Below are 14,464 nucleotides of genomic sequence, written 5' to 3'. Positions count from 1 at the left end.
GGCAGTTTTGGGCAACTCAGTGCGGACACACTCTGCTAAGATTCGCCATCCTCATTTTCAAGTTCTGCCAGCGGGCCCTCGGGTCAACGCTGGTGTCGTCGTTTTGCTGGAGTTGCGCATGCTGTTGCCTATTCTTCTGTTGTCTGCCGCGGGATTCACGGTGCTGACCACGGAATTCGTCATTGTCGGCCTGTTGCCGGCAATTGCCCGAGACCTCGAAGTCACCATCCCGCAAGCCGGGCTGCTGGTGACCTTGTTCGCCTTTACCGTGGCGCTGTTCGGCCCGTTCCTGACCGCGTATTTCGCCCGTTTCGAACGTCGCAAACTGTTTATCAGCATTCTGATCATGTTCGGCCTGGCCAACACTGTGGCTGCGCTGGCGCCGAACATCTGGGTGATGGCCATCGCCCGCTTGATCCCGGCGCTGGGTTTGCCGGTGTTCTGGGCCTTGGCCAGCGAGACGGCGGTGGACATCGTCGGTCCGGATTTCGCTGGTCGGGCGATTGCCAAGATCGGCTTCGGTATTGTCTGCGCCACGGTGTTCGGCATACCGGTCGGCACGTTGATTTCCGACGCGTTCGGCTGGCGCAGCGCGTTTGGCATTCTGGCGTTGATCGCCTTTGCCAAAGCCTTGCTGCTGTTTGTCTATCTGCCGAAGACCAGTCTTCACCAGCATCAGGTCAGCTTCCGTTCGCAATTCAAGATCCTGCGCAGCCCGCTGATGATCGGCCATATCGTCCTGTCGATCCTGATGTTCAGCGGCATGTTCACCGCTTACACCTACCTCGCCGACATCCTCGAACGCCTCGCCGGTTTCAACGGTACTGTGGTCGGTTGGTGCCTGATGGCCTTCGGCGCAGTCGGCCTGATCGGCAACTCGCTCGGTGGGCGTGCGGTGGATCGGCATCCGCTGGGGGCGTCGGTGTTGTTCTGCGCCTTCATGATCGCCGGCATGGTCTCGCTGGTGCCGAACATTCATTCGCCCGTCGGCCTGGCAGTGGCGATGGGCATCTGGGGCGTAACCCAGGCCGCGTTGTTCCTGGTCAGCCATGTGCGCTTGATGAAAGCCGCGCCAGAAGCGCCGGCCTTTGCTGCGTCGCTGAACATCGCCGGGGCCAACCTCGGCATCGGTCTGGGCGCGATGGTCGGCGGCCGCGTGATCGACAGCGCCGGTCTGGGCTTTCTCGGCTTCGCCGCTGCCGGCTTCATCCTGCTGTCGGTGTTCCTCGCCATGGTGCTGATGACACTGAAGCCGCGTGAAGCCTGCGCTTCATAATCCGGTAAACAGCTCGCGTCGGGCACCTTCGGTAATCGCAACGATGCCAGGGTGCTTGACCTTGCGCTCCACCGAAATGGCGTAGAACGACTCGCTCACCGCATCGGTCTGGCCGATCAGCTCGACGCCATATTGGCGCTTCACTTCCTCGGCAATCACGCTCGGGCCGATAAAGATCCCGCTGCCGGATTGGCCGAAGGCCTGCATCAAAGCACTGTCATCGAACTCGCCGACAATCTGCGGCTGGATCTGCTGTTCAGCGAACCAGCGCTGCAAGCGGCTGCGCACAACGGTTTCCGCCCCGGGAATCAACAGCGGCGCGCCGTGCAGGCTGCGCGGAAAGTCCTGGCCATACTGTGCGGCGAGTTCGGCGGTGGCGAAAAAGCTGATGCCGCATTCACCGAGCTTCTGGCTGTAGCCCTTGATGTCCAGATGCGAGGGCATCGGGCTGTCGGAAATCACCAGGTCCAGACGCTGGATCGCCAGATCAGCGAGCAGGCGTTCGAGTTTGTCTTCGCGACAGGTGATGCGCAGCGGCTCGCTCAGCTCCATGGTCGGTGCGATCAGGCGGTAGACGATGGATTTCGGCACCACATCGGCCACCCCGACACGGAACAGGATCTGCTGCTCGTTCGGTTGCGCGCGCAGCATCAGCTCCAGCTCGCCGCCCAACTGAAACATTTGCTCGGCGTAGGGCAGGGCCTGGCGCCCGGCTTCGGTGAGCTCCAGCTGTCGGCCAACCCGGCGAAACAGTTCCACGCCATAGGTTTGTTCCAGCAGGGATATCTGTCCGCTGATGGTCTGCGGCGTCAGGTTCAACTGCTCGCAAGCGCGGACGATGCTGCCGGTCTTGGCCACGACCCAGAAGTAATGCAGTTGTCGGTAATTGAGCATATCGATCGCCGCTTCGTGAAAACCGAAGTATAGCCGCTAAAAATACGAATTTTCCTGAAGTGTTCACCTGCCTAGAATGCCCAGCCATCGACGGCCGGTGTGTGCGCCTGTCTGCTCATTCGAAGGAAACCTTATGAAATACACATTTCCCGCATTGATGTTTGCGTCTTTACTGGTTCTGGCCGGTTGCGATCAGGCCGAAAAAAGCGCGCAGCAATTGATGGGCGCGGCGGCTGAGACCGCCAAGCAAGCGATCGACGACACCCACAAGGCCGCCGAGCAAGCGCTCAGCGATGCCACCGGCGGCTTGATCCAGAAAAAAGAAACACCGGAAAAACAAGCGGAAGAATCCGAATCTTCCTCCAAGACCATCTGAACCGTCTTACACAGAGTCAGGACTGACCCATGGAATATCTGTTAGAACTCGCCGCCAGCCCGACCGCTTGGGTTGCTTTGGCCACATTGGTGGTGATGGAAATCGTGCTCGGCATCGATAACCTGATCTTTATCTCGATCCTGACCAACAAACTGCCCGAACAGCATCGGCAGAAGGCGCGTCGTATCGGTATCGGCATGGCCCTGATTCTTCGTCTGGCCCTGTTGAGCACCATCGCCTTCATCGTTCAGTTGACCGAGCCGGTGATCGAAATCCTCGGCCAGGCGTTCTCCTGGAAGGACATGATCCTCATCGCCGGTGGTCTGTTCCTGGTGTGGAAAGCCACAACCGAGATCCATCACAGCATGGACCCGGCGCCGGAAGATCCGAAGACCGCGACTTCGACCGTGACCCTCGGTTTTGCCGCGGCTATCGGTCAGATCCTCATGCTCGACATGGTGTTCTCGATCGACAGCATCATTACCGCTGTCGGCATGACCGAACACTTGCCGATCATGATCATCGCGGTGGTGGTGTCGGTACTGGTGATGCTGCTCGCGGCTGATCCGCTGGCCAAGTTCATCAACGACAACCCGACCGTGGTCATGCTGGCGCTGGGCTTCCTGATCATGATCGGCATGACGCTGATCGCCGAAGGCTTTGGCGCCCATGTACCGAAGGGTTATGTGTATGCGGCCATGGCGTTCTCGGCCGGTATCGAGGTGTTGAACATGATGTCGCGCCGGGCGAAGCAGAAGAAGGTTGCTCAGCAGGCGTAATCGCTGACAACAAAAAAACCGCCTGGGCTTGTTGAGTCCAGGCGGTTTTTTTTCGCGTTGATGTTGGCGGTGTGTTTGAGAACCAGCCCCTCACCCCAGCCCTCTCCCAAGGGAGAGGGAGCCGATTGGGGGGCTATTCTGAATTTGTGTTCGACTCGGGCTTTCGGGTCAACAGACTCCGGACAAACCACTCGATCAGTTCCCTCTCCCTCCGGGAGAGGGCCAGGGTGAGGGGCTCTTGATCTTCAGTGCGCAGCAACGTGCCGTACGGAATGCTTCTCTGTCTTCTCAACCGGTGGCGTCTGCATCGGATGATGATGCCGCCGCGAAATCCGCAATACGCCCCACAACATGGCAGTCGCCACGGCCAGCCAGCCGGCTATCAACATCACAATGGTCATGGTCAGGCTCATTGGTGCCTCCTCTTCGCCCTGCGTCGGGCGCTCGCTTTTCGCAATTCGCTCTATTTCAGTGACAGTCTAGTCAATGGGGTGTTTCAAGCTATTGACCAAAGGTCGTTAGTGACCAATCAGTTTGCTCTATGCAATCGCCGGGTCTGCGGTTTAAGGCTATACCGCAAGCAGGTGCGGCTCTATGATCGCTGGCGTTGCCGGAACACGATGACCGGCGTCTGGAAGAGAGTGACGATGGTGCAAGTATTTTCTCGAGTGCGTGGGGCGCTGCTGGTCGGTGTTTGCGTGGTGGCGATGGCTGGGTGTGCAGGCGATGTGGCGCCGCAAGTCAAACGCTTGCCGGAGCGGGTTGAGCTCAGCGGCACTTTTTATCGAGGTGAAGCCAATCAGAGCGGGCCACAGGTGCTGGCCAGTCTGCTGTCGCAACAAGGCATCGTGATTACTCCAGGACTTTTGGAAAAGCCGCTGCACTTGCCAGGCGCTGAAGACAAGCTGCAGCAAAACATGCAGAACCTCGCTCGCGACTATGGCCTGGTGGTCTATCCGCTCGACAGCAAGCTGCCCGCCTTGTTGACTCAGGTTGCGGCAGGTTATCCGGTGATGGTGCGTTTCAGCGAGGGTTCGGCATTCTGGGCCGAGCCGCGTTACGCGATCCTCTCCGGCTACGACCGCAATAAACAGAAGGTCCTGCTGCGCGCCGGCATGAATCGTCGGCAGTTGATGGACTTCGGCAGCTTTGAATCAGCGTTCGAAAAGGCCGGTGGCTGGGCAATCCTCATCCAGAAACCGTCGCAGATTCCGGCCTCCGTCGACCGCCCCCGTTGGTTGAAAGCCGCCGATGAACTGGCGCAGGCCGGTGAAGAAAACGCCGCGGCGCAAGCGAGAAAAGCTCTGGCGGCGCAGTAAGGTTCCGTTCGTCATCTGCCGGGCACGACTGCGCCCGGCAGGCCTCTGAAGATCAGTACCCGTGCTTCGCGGGTGAATCAAGGAGGCAACATGGCAGATTCCTCAACCCCGAAAGGCCCGCATTCGTCCGAACACTCCTCGGGCGATGATCTGGGATTCGATCCGGATTCGCCGGACCTCGACGATCCGCAAGTCGATCCTGTCGGTCCGGCAAAGGCGCCGCTGGATGACGACTCTGGTGATGATCCGAAGAAACCGGCCAAGCCCTACGATCCGTTGGGCGATCTGAAACCTTGATGTGAGGTGCGTATGAGTACCGATTCAAGCTTCGATGACCAAAAACCTGAGAGCGTGCCGACCACTCCGGAGCCGGAGGTTGATCCTTTACTGGATCCGGACAGTCCGCTGCGCGACCCGCTGGCGCGGCCCAACGTGCTGACGCCGGACGTTTCGCCAGAGCCGAGCTCAGGCGATGGCATCCCCGATGACGACAAGATGCCGCTGCCCAACGACTGAAGAAGCCGAAGACGAAAAAAGCCCCGAAGATTCGGGGCTTTTTCATGCTCGCTGGATCTACTTAGCCGCTTCGACCACGCCGCTCTGACGACTCTTGAGATTTTTGTCGGCCTTGTATTGCTGCGCCACCGCAGGAACATTGGCGCTGCGCCCGGTTTCCACCCAGCTGCGGATGCGACTGGCATCGGCAAAATGTGTGTACTTGCCAAACGCATCGAGAATCACCAGGGCGACCGGGCGGTTGCTCATCTTCGTCACCAGCACCAGGCAATGGCCGGCCGGGTTGGTGAAGCCAGTCTTGGTGATCTTGATGTCCCAATCGGCCTTGTTGACCAGATGATCGGTATTGCGAAAGCCCAAGGTGTAGTTGGGCTTGCGGAACGCCACGGTCTTTTCCTTGGTGGTGGTCAGTTGCACGAGAAGCGGTTGCTTGTGCGCGGCCACCAGCAATTTGCTCAGGTCGCGGGCGGTGGAAACGTTACGCTCCGACAGCCCGGTCGGTTCCACGAAGTGGGTGCTGGTCATGCCCAGTGCTTTGGCCTTGGCGTTCATCGCCGCAATAAAAGCTGCATAGCCGCCCGGGTAGTGATGCGCAAGGCTGGCGGCAGCGCGGTTTTCCGAAGACATCAAGGCGATCAGCAGCATCTCGCGGCGCGGCAGTTCACTCTTGAGTTTGACCCGGGAGAACACACCCTTCATTTCCGGGGTATTCCTGATATCGACATCGATCCATTCGTCCATGTTCTGTCGAGCTTCAACCACCACCAGGCCAGTCATCAGCTTGCTGACAGAGGCGATCGGCACGATCACGTCAGGGTTGCTGGAGTAAATGACTTTATTGGTCTGCATATCCATGAGCAGGGCGCTGCCGGAGGCGATCTTCAAGGTCGAAGCGTCACGTGGGACAGCGGTGGTTTCCGCAGCGTTGATCGTTGGCGTGATGAATGTGCCTGTGACAGCAAAAAACAGGCTCAGAATCGAGAGACGAATTTTCACGCGGGCGAACTCATAAGGGTTGGATATTCCGTTAGTTTGTAACGGGTTATTTCTTAAACCGGCGCATTCTAGGAGTATGGCTGAAGATCTGTCGATGGTTGTTTGAGAGACCTGAAAATCTCGTGAAAAGGCCTGTAAAAAGAGCAGTTTCCGGCGAACGGTTCGAGTTTTTTCTCAGGCATGAAAAACCCCGCACAGGGCGGGGTTCCGGTGCCGCGGAAAAAACCGGTCAGACGTGCAGGGTTTCTGCCGCGTACAGGGTGTTTTCCAGCAGGCACGCGCGGGTCATCGGGCCGACGCCGCCCGGTACCGGAGTGATCCAGCCGGCGCGTGGCAGGGCGGTTTCGTAGACGACGTCACCGACCAGCTTGCCGTCGTCCTGACGGTTGATGCCGACGTCGATCACGATCGCGCCTTCCTTGATCCACTCGCCCTTGACAAGGCCCGGCTTGCCGGCGGCAACGACCACCAGATCAGCGCGGCCGACGTGACCGGCCAGGTCCTTGGTGAAGCGGTGGGTCACGGTGACGGTGCAGCCGGCCAGCAGCAGTTCCATGGCCATCGGGCGACCGACGATATTGGAGGCGCCGACGACCACAGCGTCCATCCCGTAAAGATCAGCGCCAGTGCTTTCCAGCAGGGTCATGATGCCTTTCGGCGTGCACGGACGCAGCAGTGGGATGCGCTGGGCCAGGCGACCGACGTTGTATGGGTGGAAGCCGTCGACGTCTTTGTCCGGGCGGATGCGTTCCAGCAATCTGGATGCGTCGAGGTGTTCGGGCAGAGGCAGCTGCAGCAGAATGCCGTCGATGGCCGGGTCGTCATTGAGGCGATCGATCAGATCGGTCAGGGCGTCCTGAGTGGTGTCGGAGGGCAGGTCGTAGGCTTGAGAGAGGAAGCCAACCTCTTCACAGTCTTTACGCTTGTGCGAGACATAAACCTGAGAGGCAGGATCGCTGCCGACCAGGATCACCGCGAGGCCGGGGGTGCGCAGGCCTTGCTGGCGACGCTCGGCAACTCGTTGGGCGATCTGCTGGCGCAGGCTGGCGGCGATCGATTTGCCGTCGATTAGTTGTGCAGTCATTGCGCGTGATTAACCATCGAGAGGGGAAAAAATGAGAACGCATTCTCGCATGTCGAGCGGTGAGGGCAAAGGCGCTTGGTCAGCAAATTCCGCTAACTCCTTTAATTAAATGAATTTTTTTCAAAAAGGATTTGACGACCTTTGGAGCCCTCTATACTATTCGTCGCACTTGTCGGGCACAGCCTAGCACTGGTTAAGAAGGTGAAGCGGAATCAAGGTTCTGCGACACTGGAAAGCACTTAGTTTGTAGTCCTTTAAGAGTACAGATTAACAAGGCGCCCGTAGCTCAGCTGGATAGAGCATCCGCCTTCTAAGCGGATGGTCGCAGGTTCGAGTCCTGCCGGGTGCGCCATTAGGCAGCTTTGGCACAAGTAACGCGATATGGTGGGCGTAGCTCAGTTGGTAGAGCACGGGATTGTGACTCCCGTTGTCGTGGGTTCGATCCCCATCGTCCACCCCATATTTCGAAAGGCGCCAGATTTAACGGTCTGGCGCCTTTGCTTTAAAAGCTTCATCCGCGGATGTGGTGGAATTGGTAGACACACTGGATTTAGGTTCCAGCGCCGCGAGGCGTAAGAGTTCGAGTCTCTTCATCCGCACCAAATAAAGCTTTGTCTGTGCCTCGGGCCTGATGAAGTTTCGACAAAGAAGTTGTTTGGCTTTTTTGTTACGCAATATGGTGGGCGTAGCTCAGTTGGTAGAGCACGGGATTGTGACTCCCGTTGTCGTGGGTTCGATCCCCATCGTCCACCCCATATTTCGAAAGGCGCCAGATTTAACAGTCTGGCGCCTTTTTTGTTTTAGCGGTTTGGAATCCGACCTGGTCGGTTTCAGGTCGCAGGGCAGGGCACTTCATCGAATATAAAGGTTCCGATGAGGCTGAGCTGCTCGCTGTTCCGGTGATTGCCGGGATAGCTGTCTGGGGCCAATCGATTGCCCTTCTATATATAGAAGGGTTGATGCAGAGCCCTGACGTGATCGCTTGTATTCGCCTGTGGAGTGCGCGGCATTCGTGCGGCGCTCCCTATAAATTGCCTGCTGTTTTTTTACCCGTTTCCAGTAGGGTGACTTCTTGAGTTTGACCCACTAGAATGCATGCCCTTGATTCTGGGGTCGGAAACGGCCGGCTAACGTCTGTGCAACGAGGAATATCCATGCAAGTTTCTGTTGAAAATACTACTGCTCTCGAGCGCCGCATGAGCGTCACCGTGCCGGCAGAGCGCATCGAGACTCAGGTCAACAAGCGTCTGCAGCAGACTGCCCAAAAGGCCAAAATTGCTGGCTTCCGTCCAGGCAAAGTGCCAATGAGCGAAATCAAGCGCCGTTTCGGTGCTGACGCTCGCCAGGAAGCGGTAGGCGACGTGATCCAGTCTTCGTTCTACGAAGCCGTGGTTGAGCAGAAGCTTAACCCTGCCGGTTCGCCTTCGATCGAGCCAAAATCCCTCGAAGCGGGCAAGGATCTGGAATACGTAGCCGTATTCGAAGTGTTCCCTGAGTTCACCGTTGCCGGTTTCGAAGGCATCACCGTTGAGCGCCTGAGCGCTGAAGTGGCTGACGCTGACCTGGACAAGATGCTGGACATCCTGCGCAAGCAGAACACTCGTTTCGAAGTGGCCGATCGTGCCGCTCAGAACGAAGACCAACTGAACATCGATTTCGTTGGCAAGGTCGACGGCGAAGTGTTTGCTGGCGGTTCCGCCAAGGGCACTCAGCTGGTGCTGGGTTCCGGCCGCATGATCCCGGGCTTCGAAGAAGGCCTGGTTGGCGCTAAAGCTGGCGAAGAGCGCGTTCTGAACCTGACCTTCCCTGAGGACTATCAGAACCTGGACCTGGCTGGCAAAACCGCCGAGTTCACCGTGACCGTCAACACTGTGTCCGAGCCTAAGCTGCCTGAGCTGAACGAAGAGTTCTTCGCTCAATTCGGCATCAAGGAAAGCGGCATCGACGGTTTCCGCACCGAAGTTCGCAAGAACATGGAGCGTGAACTGCGTCAGGCGATCAAATCCAAGGTCAAGAATCAGGTAATGGACGGTCTGCTGGCCACCAACCCGATCGAAGTGCCAAAGGCGCTGCTGTCCAACGAAGTTGACCGTCTGCGCGTGCAGGCTGTTCAGCAATTCGGCGGCAACATCAAGCCGGATCAACTGCCGGCCGAGCTGTTCGAAGAGCAAGCCAAGCGCCGCGTCGTGCTGGGCCTGATCGTTGCTGAAGTGGTCAAACAGTTCGACCTCAAGCCTGACGAAGCTCGCGTTCGCGAAATGATCCAGGAAATGGCTTCCGCTTACCAGGAGCCAGAGCAGGTCGTGTCGTGGTACTACAAAAACGAGCAGCAACTGAACGAAGTGCGTTCGGTTGTGCTGGAAGAGCAAGTTGTGGATACTGTTCTGCAGAAAGCTAGTGTGACCGACAAATCGGTCTCCTACGAAGAAGCAGTCAAGCCGGTAGAAGCTCCAGCAGCCGACTGATTGATTTTGCGTTAGAAGTGCACACCATAAGCCAGCTCTCGAGCTGGCTTATGCGTATTCAAGACATAACTATTTGGGAGCGACTGCAGAGCATGTTCCGTAATTCTTATATTCAGCAGAACTCTGATATCCAGGCCGCCGGCGGCCTGGTCCCGATGGTTGTCGAGCAGTCCGCTCGTGGCGAACGCGCCTACGACATCTACTCGCGCCTGCTCAAGGAGCGAGTGATCTTTCTGGTGGGCCCGGTAGAGGACTACATGGCCAACCTGATCTGTGCGCAACTGCTGTTCCTTGAAGCGGAAAACCCGGACAAGGACATCCATCTGTACATCAACTCGCCGGGCGGTTCGGTGACAGCAGGCATGTCGATCTACGACACCATGCAGTTCATCAAGCCGAACGTGTCGACCACCTGCATCGGTCAGGCCTGCAGCATGGGCGCATTCCTGCTCACCGCAGGTGCTCCGGGCAAGCGTTTCTGCCTGCCGAACTCGCGCGTGATGATTCACCAGCCACTGGGCGGTTTCCAGGGCCAGGCGTCGGACATCGAAATCCACGCCAAGGAAATCCTCTTCATCCGCGAGCGTCTGAACATGCTGATGGCCAAGCACAGCGGCCGTACTCTGGAAGAAATCGAGCGCGATACCAACCGCGACAACTTCATGAGTGCCGAAGCTGCGAAGGAATACGGCCTGATCGACGAAGTGATCAACCAGCGTCCAGCTTAATATAAGCAGCGCAAAACAGGCCTGATCGGCATGTCCGATCAGCGGCGGGCTTGAAAAAGCCCGCAATAGCCTTCATCTTGTGTTGCAAGCCTATCGGATTTGGATCGAACGAATGACTGACACCCGCAACGGCGAGGACAACGGCAAGCTGCTCTATTGCTCCTTCTGTGGCAAAAGCCAGCATGAAGTGCGCAAATTGATTGCCGGCCCCTCGGTCTTTATCTGCGACGAGTGCGTCGACCTGTGCAATGACATCATCCGCGAGGAGGTGCAGGAAGCACAGGCCGAAAGCAGCGCGCATAAATTGCCTTCGCCTAAAGAAATCAGCGGCATCCTTGACCAGTACGTCATTGGTCAGGAGCGTGCGAAAAAGGTTTTGGCCGTAGCGGTGTACAACCACTACAAGCGCCTGAACCAGCGTGACAAAAAGGCTGACGACGTCGAACTCGGCAAGAGCAACATCCTGCTGATCGGCCCGACAGGCTCCGGTAAAACCCTGCTGGCCGAAACACTGGCCCGCTTGCTGAACGTTCCGTTCACCATCGCCGACGCAACCACCCTCACCGAGGCCGGTTACGTAGGTGAAGATGTCGAGAACATCATTCAGAAGTTGCTGCAGAAGTGCGATTACGACGTAGAGAAAGCCCAGATGGGCATTGTCTACATCGACGAAATCGACAAGATTTCCCGCAAGTCCGACAACCCGTCGATCACCCGTGATGTTTCCGGTGAAGGCGTGCAGCAGGCCTTGCTCAAGTTGATCGAAGGCACGGTCGCTTCGGTACCGCCGCAAGGTGGCCGCAAGCATCCGCAGCAGGAATTCCTGCAGGTCGACACCCGTAACATCCTGTTCATCTGCGGCGGTGCGTTCTCTGGCCTGGAAAAGGTCATTCAGAACCGTTCCACCAAAGGCGGCATCGGCTTCAACGCCGAAGTGCGCAGCAAGGAAGAAGGCAAGAAAGTCGGTGAATCCCTGCGTGAAGTCGAGCCTGACGATCTGGTCAAGTTCGGTCTGATCCCGGAATTCGTCGGTCGTCTGCCGGTCCTGGCGACCCTGGACGAGCTCGACGAGGCTGCGCTGATGCAGATCCTCACCGAGCCGAAAAATGCTCTGACCAAACAGTATGCCAAGCTGTTCGAGATGGAAGGCGTGGATCTGGAATTCCGTTCCGACGCGCTGAAATCGGTCGCCAAGCGTGCCCTGGAACGTAAAACCGGGGCCCGTGGCCTGCGTTCGATTCTCGAAGGTGTGCTGCTCGACACGATGTATGAAATCCCCTCGCAGTCCGAGGTGAGCAAAGTCGTGATCGATGAAAGCGTGATCGAAGGCAAGTCCAAGCCACTGTATATCTACGAAAACAGTGAGCCGACGGCCAAGGCAGCGCCGGACGCGTAAGCGTCCACCGCGCCGCAACAAAGAAGGGGCCTTCGGGCCTCTTTTTTTTTAAGTCGTTTTTTACCTCCGCTTTACGCTTGTTTTTTTTCGAGGCAGCCCCCATCTTGGTTTCAAGCTCAATTCCATCTGATTACGGCCATATGGCCGCCGTAGAGGCGAAATCATGAAGACAACCATCGAATTGCCTCTCCTGCCATTGCGTGATGTCGTGGTTTATCCGCACATGGTTATCCCGCTGTTCGTGGGGCGCGAGAAATCCATCGAAGCCCTCGAGGCAGCGATGACGGGTGACAAGCAGATTCTGCTGCTGGCCCAGAGAAACCCGGCTGACGATGATCCCGGTGAAGACGCTCTCTATCGCGTAGGTACGATTGCCACGGTTCTGCAGTTGCTGAAGCTGCCTGATGGCACCGTCAAGGTTCTGGTCGAAGGCGAGCAGCGTGGCACCGTCGAACGCTTCAGCGAAGTCGATGGCCACTGCCGCGCCGAGGTTTCGCTGATCGAAGAAGTCGACGCTGCCGAACGCGAATCCGAAGTCTTCGTGCGCACATTGCTGTCGCAGTTCGAACAATATGTGCAGCTGGGCAAGAAAGTCCCGGCTGAAGTCCTGTCGTCACTCAACAGTATCGATGAGCCGGGTCGTCTGGTCGACACCATGGCCGCGCACATGGCGCTGAAAATCGAGCAGAAGCAGGAAATCCTCGAGATCATCGATCTGTCAGCCCGTGTCGAGCACGTGCTGGCGCTGCTGGATGCGGAAATCGACCTGCTGCAGGTCGAGAAACGCATTCGCGGTCGCGTCAAGAAGCAGATGGAGCGCAGTCAGCGCGAGTACTACCTGAACGAGCAGATGAAGGCCATTCAGAAAGAGCTCGGCGACGGTGACGAAGGTCACAACGAAATCGAAGAGCTGAAGAAACGCATCGATGCGGCCGGCCTGCCGAAAGACGCACTGGCCAAAGCCACCGCCGAGCTGAACAAGCTCAAGCAGATGTCGCCAATGTCGGCTGAAGCCACCGTGGTGCGCTCGTACATCGACTGGCTGGTGCAAGTGCCGTGGAAGGCGCAGAGCAAGGTACGCCTCGATCTGGCCCGTGCAGAAGACATTCTCGACGCCGATCACTACGGTCTCGAAGAGGTCAAGGAACGCATCCTTGAATACCTCGCTGTGCAAAAACGCGTGAAAAAGATCCGTGGCCCGGTGTTGTGCCTGGTCGGTCCTCCAGGTGTGGGTAAAACCTCGCTGGCAGAATCGATTGCTCATGCCACCAACCGCAAATTCGTGCGCATGGCCCTGGGCGGCGTGCGTGATGAAGCGGAAATTCGTGGTCATCGCCGCACCTACATCGGTTCGATGCCGGGAAGATTGATTCAAAAGATGACAAAAGTGGGCGTTCGCAACCCGCTGTTCCTGCTCGATGAAATCGACAAGATGGGCAGCGACATGCGTGGCGATCCGGCGTCGGCATTGCTGGAAGTGCTTGATCCGGAGCAGAACCACAACTTCAACGATCACTATCTGGAAGTCGATTACGACCTGTCCGATGTGATGTTCCTGTGCACCTCGAACTCGATGAACATTCCGCCAGCCCTGCTGGACCGGATGGAAGTCATCCGTCTGCCGGGTTACACCGAAGACGAGAAGATCAACATCGCCGTGAAATACCTGTCGCCAAAACAGATCGCCGCCAATGGTCTGAAGAAGGGCGAGCTGGAGTTCGACGAGGAAGCGATCCGCGACATCATCCGTTACTACACCCGTGAAGCGGGCGTGCGTGGTCTTGAGCGGCAGATTGCCAAGGTCTGCCGCAAGGCGGTCAAAGAGCATGCACTGGAAAAACGTTTCTCGGTAAAAGTGACAGCTGATCTGCTCGAGCATTTCCTCGGCGTGCGCAAGTTCCGCTACGGTCTCGCCGAGCAGCAGGATCAGGTGGGGCAGGTGACCGGCCTGGCGTGGACTCAGGTTGGTGGCGAATTGCTGACCATCGAAGCCGCGGTGATTCCGGGCAAAGGGCAACTGATCAAGACCGGTTCGCTGGGTGATGTGATGGTCGAATCGATCACTGCCGCGCAGACCGTCGTGCGCAGCCGCGCCAAGAGCCTGGGCATTCCGCTGGACTTCCACGAGAAGCGCGACACCCACATTCATATGCCCGAAGGTGCTACGCCGAAAGACGGCCCTAGCGCTGGCGTGGGCATGTGCACGGCGCTGGTATCGGCGTTGACCGGGATTCCAGTGCGTGCCGATGTCGCCATGACCGGCGAAATCACTCTCCGTGGTCAGGTGCTGGCAATCGGCGGTTTGAAGGAAAAACTGCTGGCGGCACATCGCGGCGGAATCAAGATTGTGATTATTCCGGAAGAAAACGTCCGCGATCTGAAGGAGATTCCTGACAATATCAAGCAGGATCTGCAGATCAAACCGGTTAAATGGATTGACGAGGTCCTGCAAATTGCGCTGCAATACGCGCCGGAGCCCTTGCCGGATGTGGCTCCGGAGATAGTTGCCAAGGACGAAAAACGCGAGTCTGATGCCAAGGAAAGAATTAGCACGCATTAATACGTTTTAGCCTGGGGGGCTTTCCTTGACAGCATTTTAGAGCCCTTGTTATAAAGCGGCTCTTAAGTGTCTGTA

General features: G+C 57.6%; 14 protein-coding genes and 4 tRNA genes. 14 read left to right on the top strand and 4 right to left on the bottom strand.

Annotated elements, in window-relative coordinates; genetic code table 11:
• Window positions 1-118 precede the first annotated feature (118 nt).
• Window positions 119-1,276, top strand: coding sequence for an MFS transporter (locus J2Y90_RS22655; RefSeq protein ID WP_253503490.1), 1,158 nt, complete (start codon window positions 119-121; stop codon window positions 1,274-1,276).
• Here J2Y90_RS22655 and nhaR read toward each other — a convergent pair.
• On the bottom strand, window positions 1,271-2,170 hold the full coding sequence (gene nhaR, locus J2Y90_RS22650) for a transcriptional activator NhaR (protein WP_016775345.1): 900 nt from the start codon (window positions 2,168-2,170) through the stop codon (window positions 1,271-1,273). The two genes, J2Y90_RS22655 and nhaR, sit on opposite strands and share 6 nt — an antisense overlap.
• Before the next feature lie 133 nt (window positions 2,171-2,303).
• On the opposite strand from nhaR, the gene J2Y90_RS22645 reads away from it, so the two are divergent.
• Complete coding sequence (locus J2Y90_RS22645) at window positions 2,304-2,546, top strand: hypothetical protein (protein WP_042609160.1); 243 nt, start codon at window positions 2,304-2,306, stop codon at window positions 2,544-2,546.
• A 29-nt stretch (window positions 2,547-2,575) separates the two neighbouring features.
• Window positions 2,576-3,325, top strand: coding sequence for a TerC family protein (locus J2Y90_RS22640; RefSeq protein ID WP_203418679.1), 750 nt, complete (start codon window positions 2,576-2,578; stop codon window positions 3,323-3,325).
• A 245-nt stretch (window positions 3,326-3,570) separates the two neighbouring features.
• On the opposite strand, the gene J2Y90_RS22635 is transcribed toward J2Y90_RS22640, so the two are convergent.
• The gene (locus tag J2Y90_RS22635; RefSeq protein WP_253503488.1) at window positions 3,571-3,738 is read right to left on the bottom strand and encodes a hypothetical protein; all 168 of its coding nucleotides are present in this window, start codon (window positions 3,736-3,738) and stop codon (window positions 3,571-3,573) included.
• 234 nt (window positions 3,739-3,972) lie between these two features.
• On the opposite strand from J2Y90_RS22635, the gene J2Y90_RS22630 reads away from it, so the two are divergent.
• The 3 genes from J2Y90_RS22630 to J2Y90_RS22620 all read left to right on the top strand — a co-directional run bounded on the left by J2Y90_RS22630 (window position 3,973) and on the right by J2Y90_RS22620 (window position 5,160).
• Window positions 3,973-4,644, top strand: coding sequence for a peptidase C39 family protein (locus J2Y90_RS22630; RefSeq protein WP_253503486.1), 672 nt, complete (start codon window positions 3,973-3,975; stop codon window positions 4,642-4,644).
• 90 nt (window positions 4,645-4,734) lie between these two features.
• On the top strand, window positions 4,735-4,941 hold the full coding sequence (locus tag J2Y90_RS22625; RefSeq protein ID WP_253503484.1) for a DUF6021 family protein: 207 nt from the start codon (window positions 4,735-4,737) through the stop codon (window positions 4,939-4,941).
• A gap of 12 nt (window positions 4,942-4,953) precedes the next feature.
• Entirely contained in the window at window positions 4,954-5,160 is a 207-nt protein-coding gene (locus tag J2Y90_RS22620; protein WP_253503482.1) for a hypothetical protein, read from the top strand.
• 57 nt (window positions 5,161-5,217) lie between these two features.
• Here the strand turns inward: J2Y90_RS22620 and pbpG are convergent, their stop codons facing one another.
• Both pbpG and folD read right to left on the bottom strand, forming a co-directional pair.
• Window positions 5,218-6,156, bottom strand: a complete 939-nt coding sequence (pbpG, locus tag J2Y90_RS22615; protein WP_253503480.1) for a D-alanyl-D-alanine endopeptidase — start codon at window positions 6,154-6,156, stop codon at window positions 5,218-5,220.
• Between the two features lie 229 nt (window positions 6,157-6,385).
• Window positions 6,386-7,240 carry a bifunctional methylenetetrahydrofolate dehydrogenase/methenyltetrahydrofolate cyclohydrolase FolD gene (gene folD, locus J2Y90_RS22610; protein ID WP_253503477.1) on the bottom strand — a complete coding sequence of 285 codons (855 nt, stop codon included), beginning with the start codon at window positions 7,238-7,240 and terminating at the stop codon, window positions 6,386-6,388.
• Window positions 7,241-7,515: 275 nt separating this feature from the next.
• Here folD and J2Y90_RS22605 point away from each other — a divergent pair.
• From J2Y90_RS22605 to lon, 8 genes are all read left to right on the top strand, one after another.
• Window positions 7,516-7,592: transfer RNA gene (locus J2Y90_RS22605), tRNA-Arg, on the top strand.
• A gap of 32 nt (window positions 7,593-7,624) precedes the next feature.
• Window positions 7,625-7,700 (top strand) — tRNA-His (locus J2Y90_RS22600).
• Window positions 7,701-7,757: 57 nt separating this feature from the next.
• Window positions 7,758-7,842: transfer RNA gene (locus J2Y90_RS22595), tRNA-Leu, on the top strand.
• Window positions 7,843-7,919: 77 nt separating this feature from the next.
• A tRNA-His gene (locus tag J2Y90_RS22590) sits at window positions 7,920-7,995 on the top strand.
• Between the two features lie 399 nt (window positions 7,996-8,394).
• The gene (tig, locus tag J2Y90_RS22585) at window positions 8,395-9,705 is read left to right on the top strand and encodes a trigger factor (protein ID WP_016775337.1); all 1,311 of its coding nucleotides are present in this window, start codon (window positions 8,395-8,397) and stop codon (window positions 9,703-9,705) included.
• Window positions 9,706-9,797: 92 nt separating this feature from the next.
• Window positions 9,798-10,433: an ATP-dependent Clp endopeptidase proteolytic subunit ClpP gene (clpP, locus tag J2Y90_RS22580; protein ID WP_016775336.1), complete on the top strand. Its 636-nt coding sequence runs from the start codon at window positions 9,798-9,800 to the stop codon at window positions 10,431-10,433.
• Between the two features lie 112 nt (window positions 10,434-10,545).
• Window positions 10,546-11,829, top strand: a complete 1,284-nt coding sequence (gene clpX / locus J2Y90_RS22575) for an ATP-dependent Clp protease ATP-binding subunit ClpX (protein ID WP_016775335.1) — start codon at window positions 10,546-10,548, stop codon at window positions 11,827-11,829.
• 163 nt (window positions 11,830-11,992) lie between these two features.
• Complete coding sequence (lon, locus tag J2Y90_RS22570) at window positions 11,993-14,389, top strand: endopeptidase La (RefSeq protein WP_016775334.1); 2,397 nt, start codon at window positions 11,993-11,995, stop codon at window positions 14,387-14,389.
• Window positions 14,390-14,464: the final 75 nt, after the last annotated feature.

The organism is Pseudomonas koreensis, from assembly GCF_024169245.1.
Classification (GTDB): domain Bacteria; phylum Pseudomonadota; class Gammaproteobacteria; order Pseudomonadales; family Pseudomonadaceae; genus Aquipseudomonas; species Aquipseudomonas koreensis_F.
Note: the sequence above shows the minus strand (reverse complement) of the source record. Positions and strands in the feature narration are given on the sequence as shown.

What these genes read in the sequence shown, in the direction of transcription:
- clpP (WP_016775336.1), top strand. Translation starts at nt 9,798, where the DNA reads ATGTTCCGTAATTCTTATATTCAGCAGAACTCTGATATCCAGGCCGCC.
- tig (WP_016775337.1), top strand. Translation starts at nt 8,395, where the DNA reads ATGCAAGTTTCTGTTGAAAATACTACTGCTCTCGAGCGCCGCATGAGC.
- J2Y90_RS22630 (WP_253503486.1), top strand. Translation starts at nt 3,973, where the DNA reads ATGGTGCAAGTATTTTCTCGAGTGCGTGGGGCGCTGCTGGTCGGTGTT.
- clpX (WP_016775335.1), top strand. Translation starts at nt 10,546, where the DNA reads ATGACTGACACCCGCAACGGCGAGGACAACGGCAAGCTGCTCTATTGC.
- J2Y90_RS22640 (WP_203418679.1), top strand. Translation starts at nt 2,576, where the DNA reads ATGGAATATCTGTTAGAACTCGCCGCCAGCCCGACCGCTTGGGTTGCT.
- J2Y90_RS22655 (WP_253503490.1), top strand. Translation starts at nt 119, where the DNA reads ATGCTGTTGCCTATTCTTCTGTTGTCTGCCGCGGGATTCACGGTGCTG.
- J2Y90_RS22625 (WP_253503484.1), top strand. Translation starts at nt 4,735, where the DNA reads ATGGCAGATTCCTCAACCCCGAAAGGCCCGCATTCGTCCGAACACTCC.
- folD (WP_253503477.1), bottom strand. Translation starts at nt 7,240, where the DNA reads ATGACTGCACAACTAATCGACGGCAAATCGATCGCCGCCAGCCTGCGC.
- nhaR (WP_016775345.1), bottom strand. Translation starts at nt 2,170, where the DNA reads ATGCTCAATTACCGACAACTGCATTACTTCTGGGTCGTGGCCAAGACC.
- lon (WP_016775334.1), top strand. Translation starts at nt 11,993, where the DNA reads ATGAAGACAACCATCGAATTGCCTCTCCTGCCATTGCGTGATGTCGTG.
- J2Y90_RS22620 (WP_253503482.1), top strand. Translation starts at nt 4,954, where the DNA reads ATGAGTACCGATTCAAGCTTCGATGACCAAAAACCTGAGAGCGTGCCG.
- J2Y90_RS22645 (WP_042609160.1), top strand. Translation starts at nt 2,304, where the DNA reads ATGAAATACACATTTCCCGCATTGATGTTTGCGTCTTTACTGGTTCTG.
- J2Y90_RS22635 (WP_253503488.1), bottom strand. Translation starts at nt 3,738, where the DNA reads ATGAGCCTGACCATGACCATTGTGATGTTGATAGCCGGCTGGCTGGCC.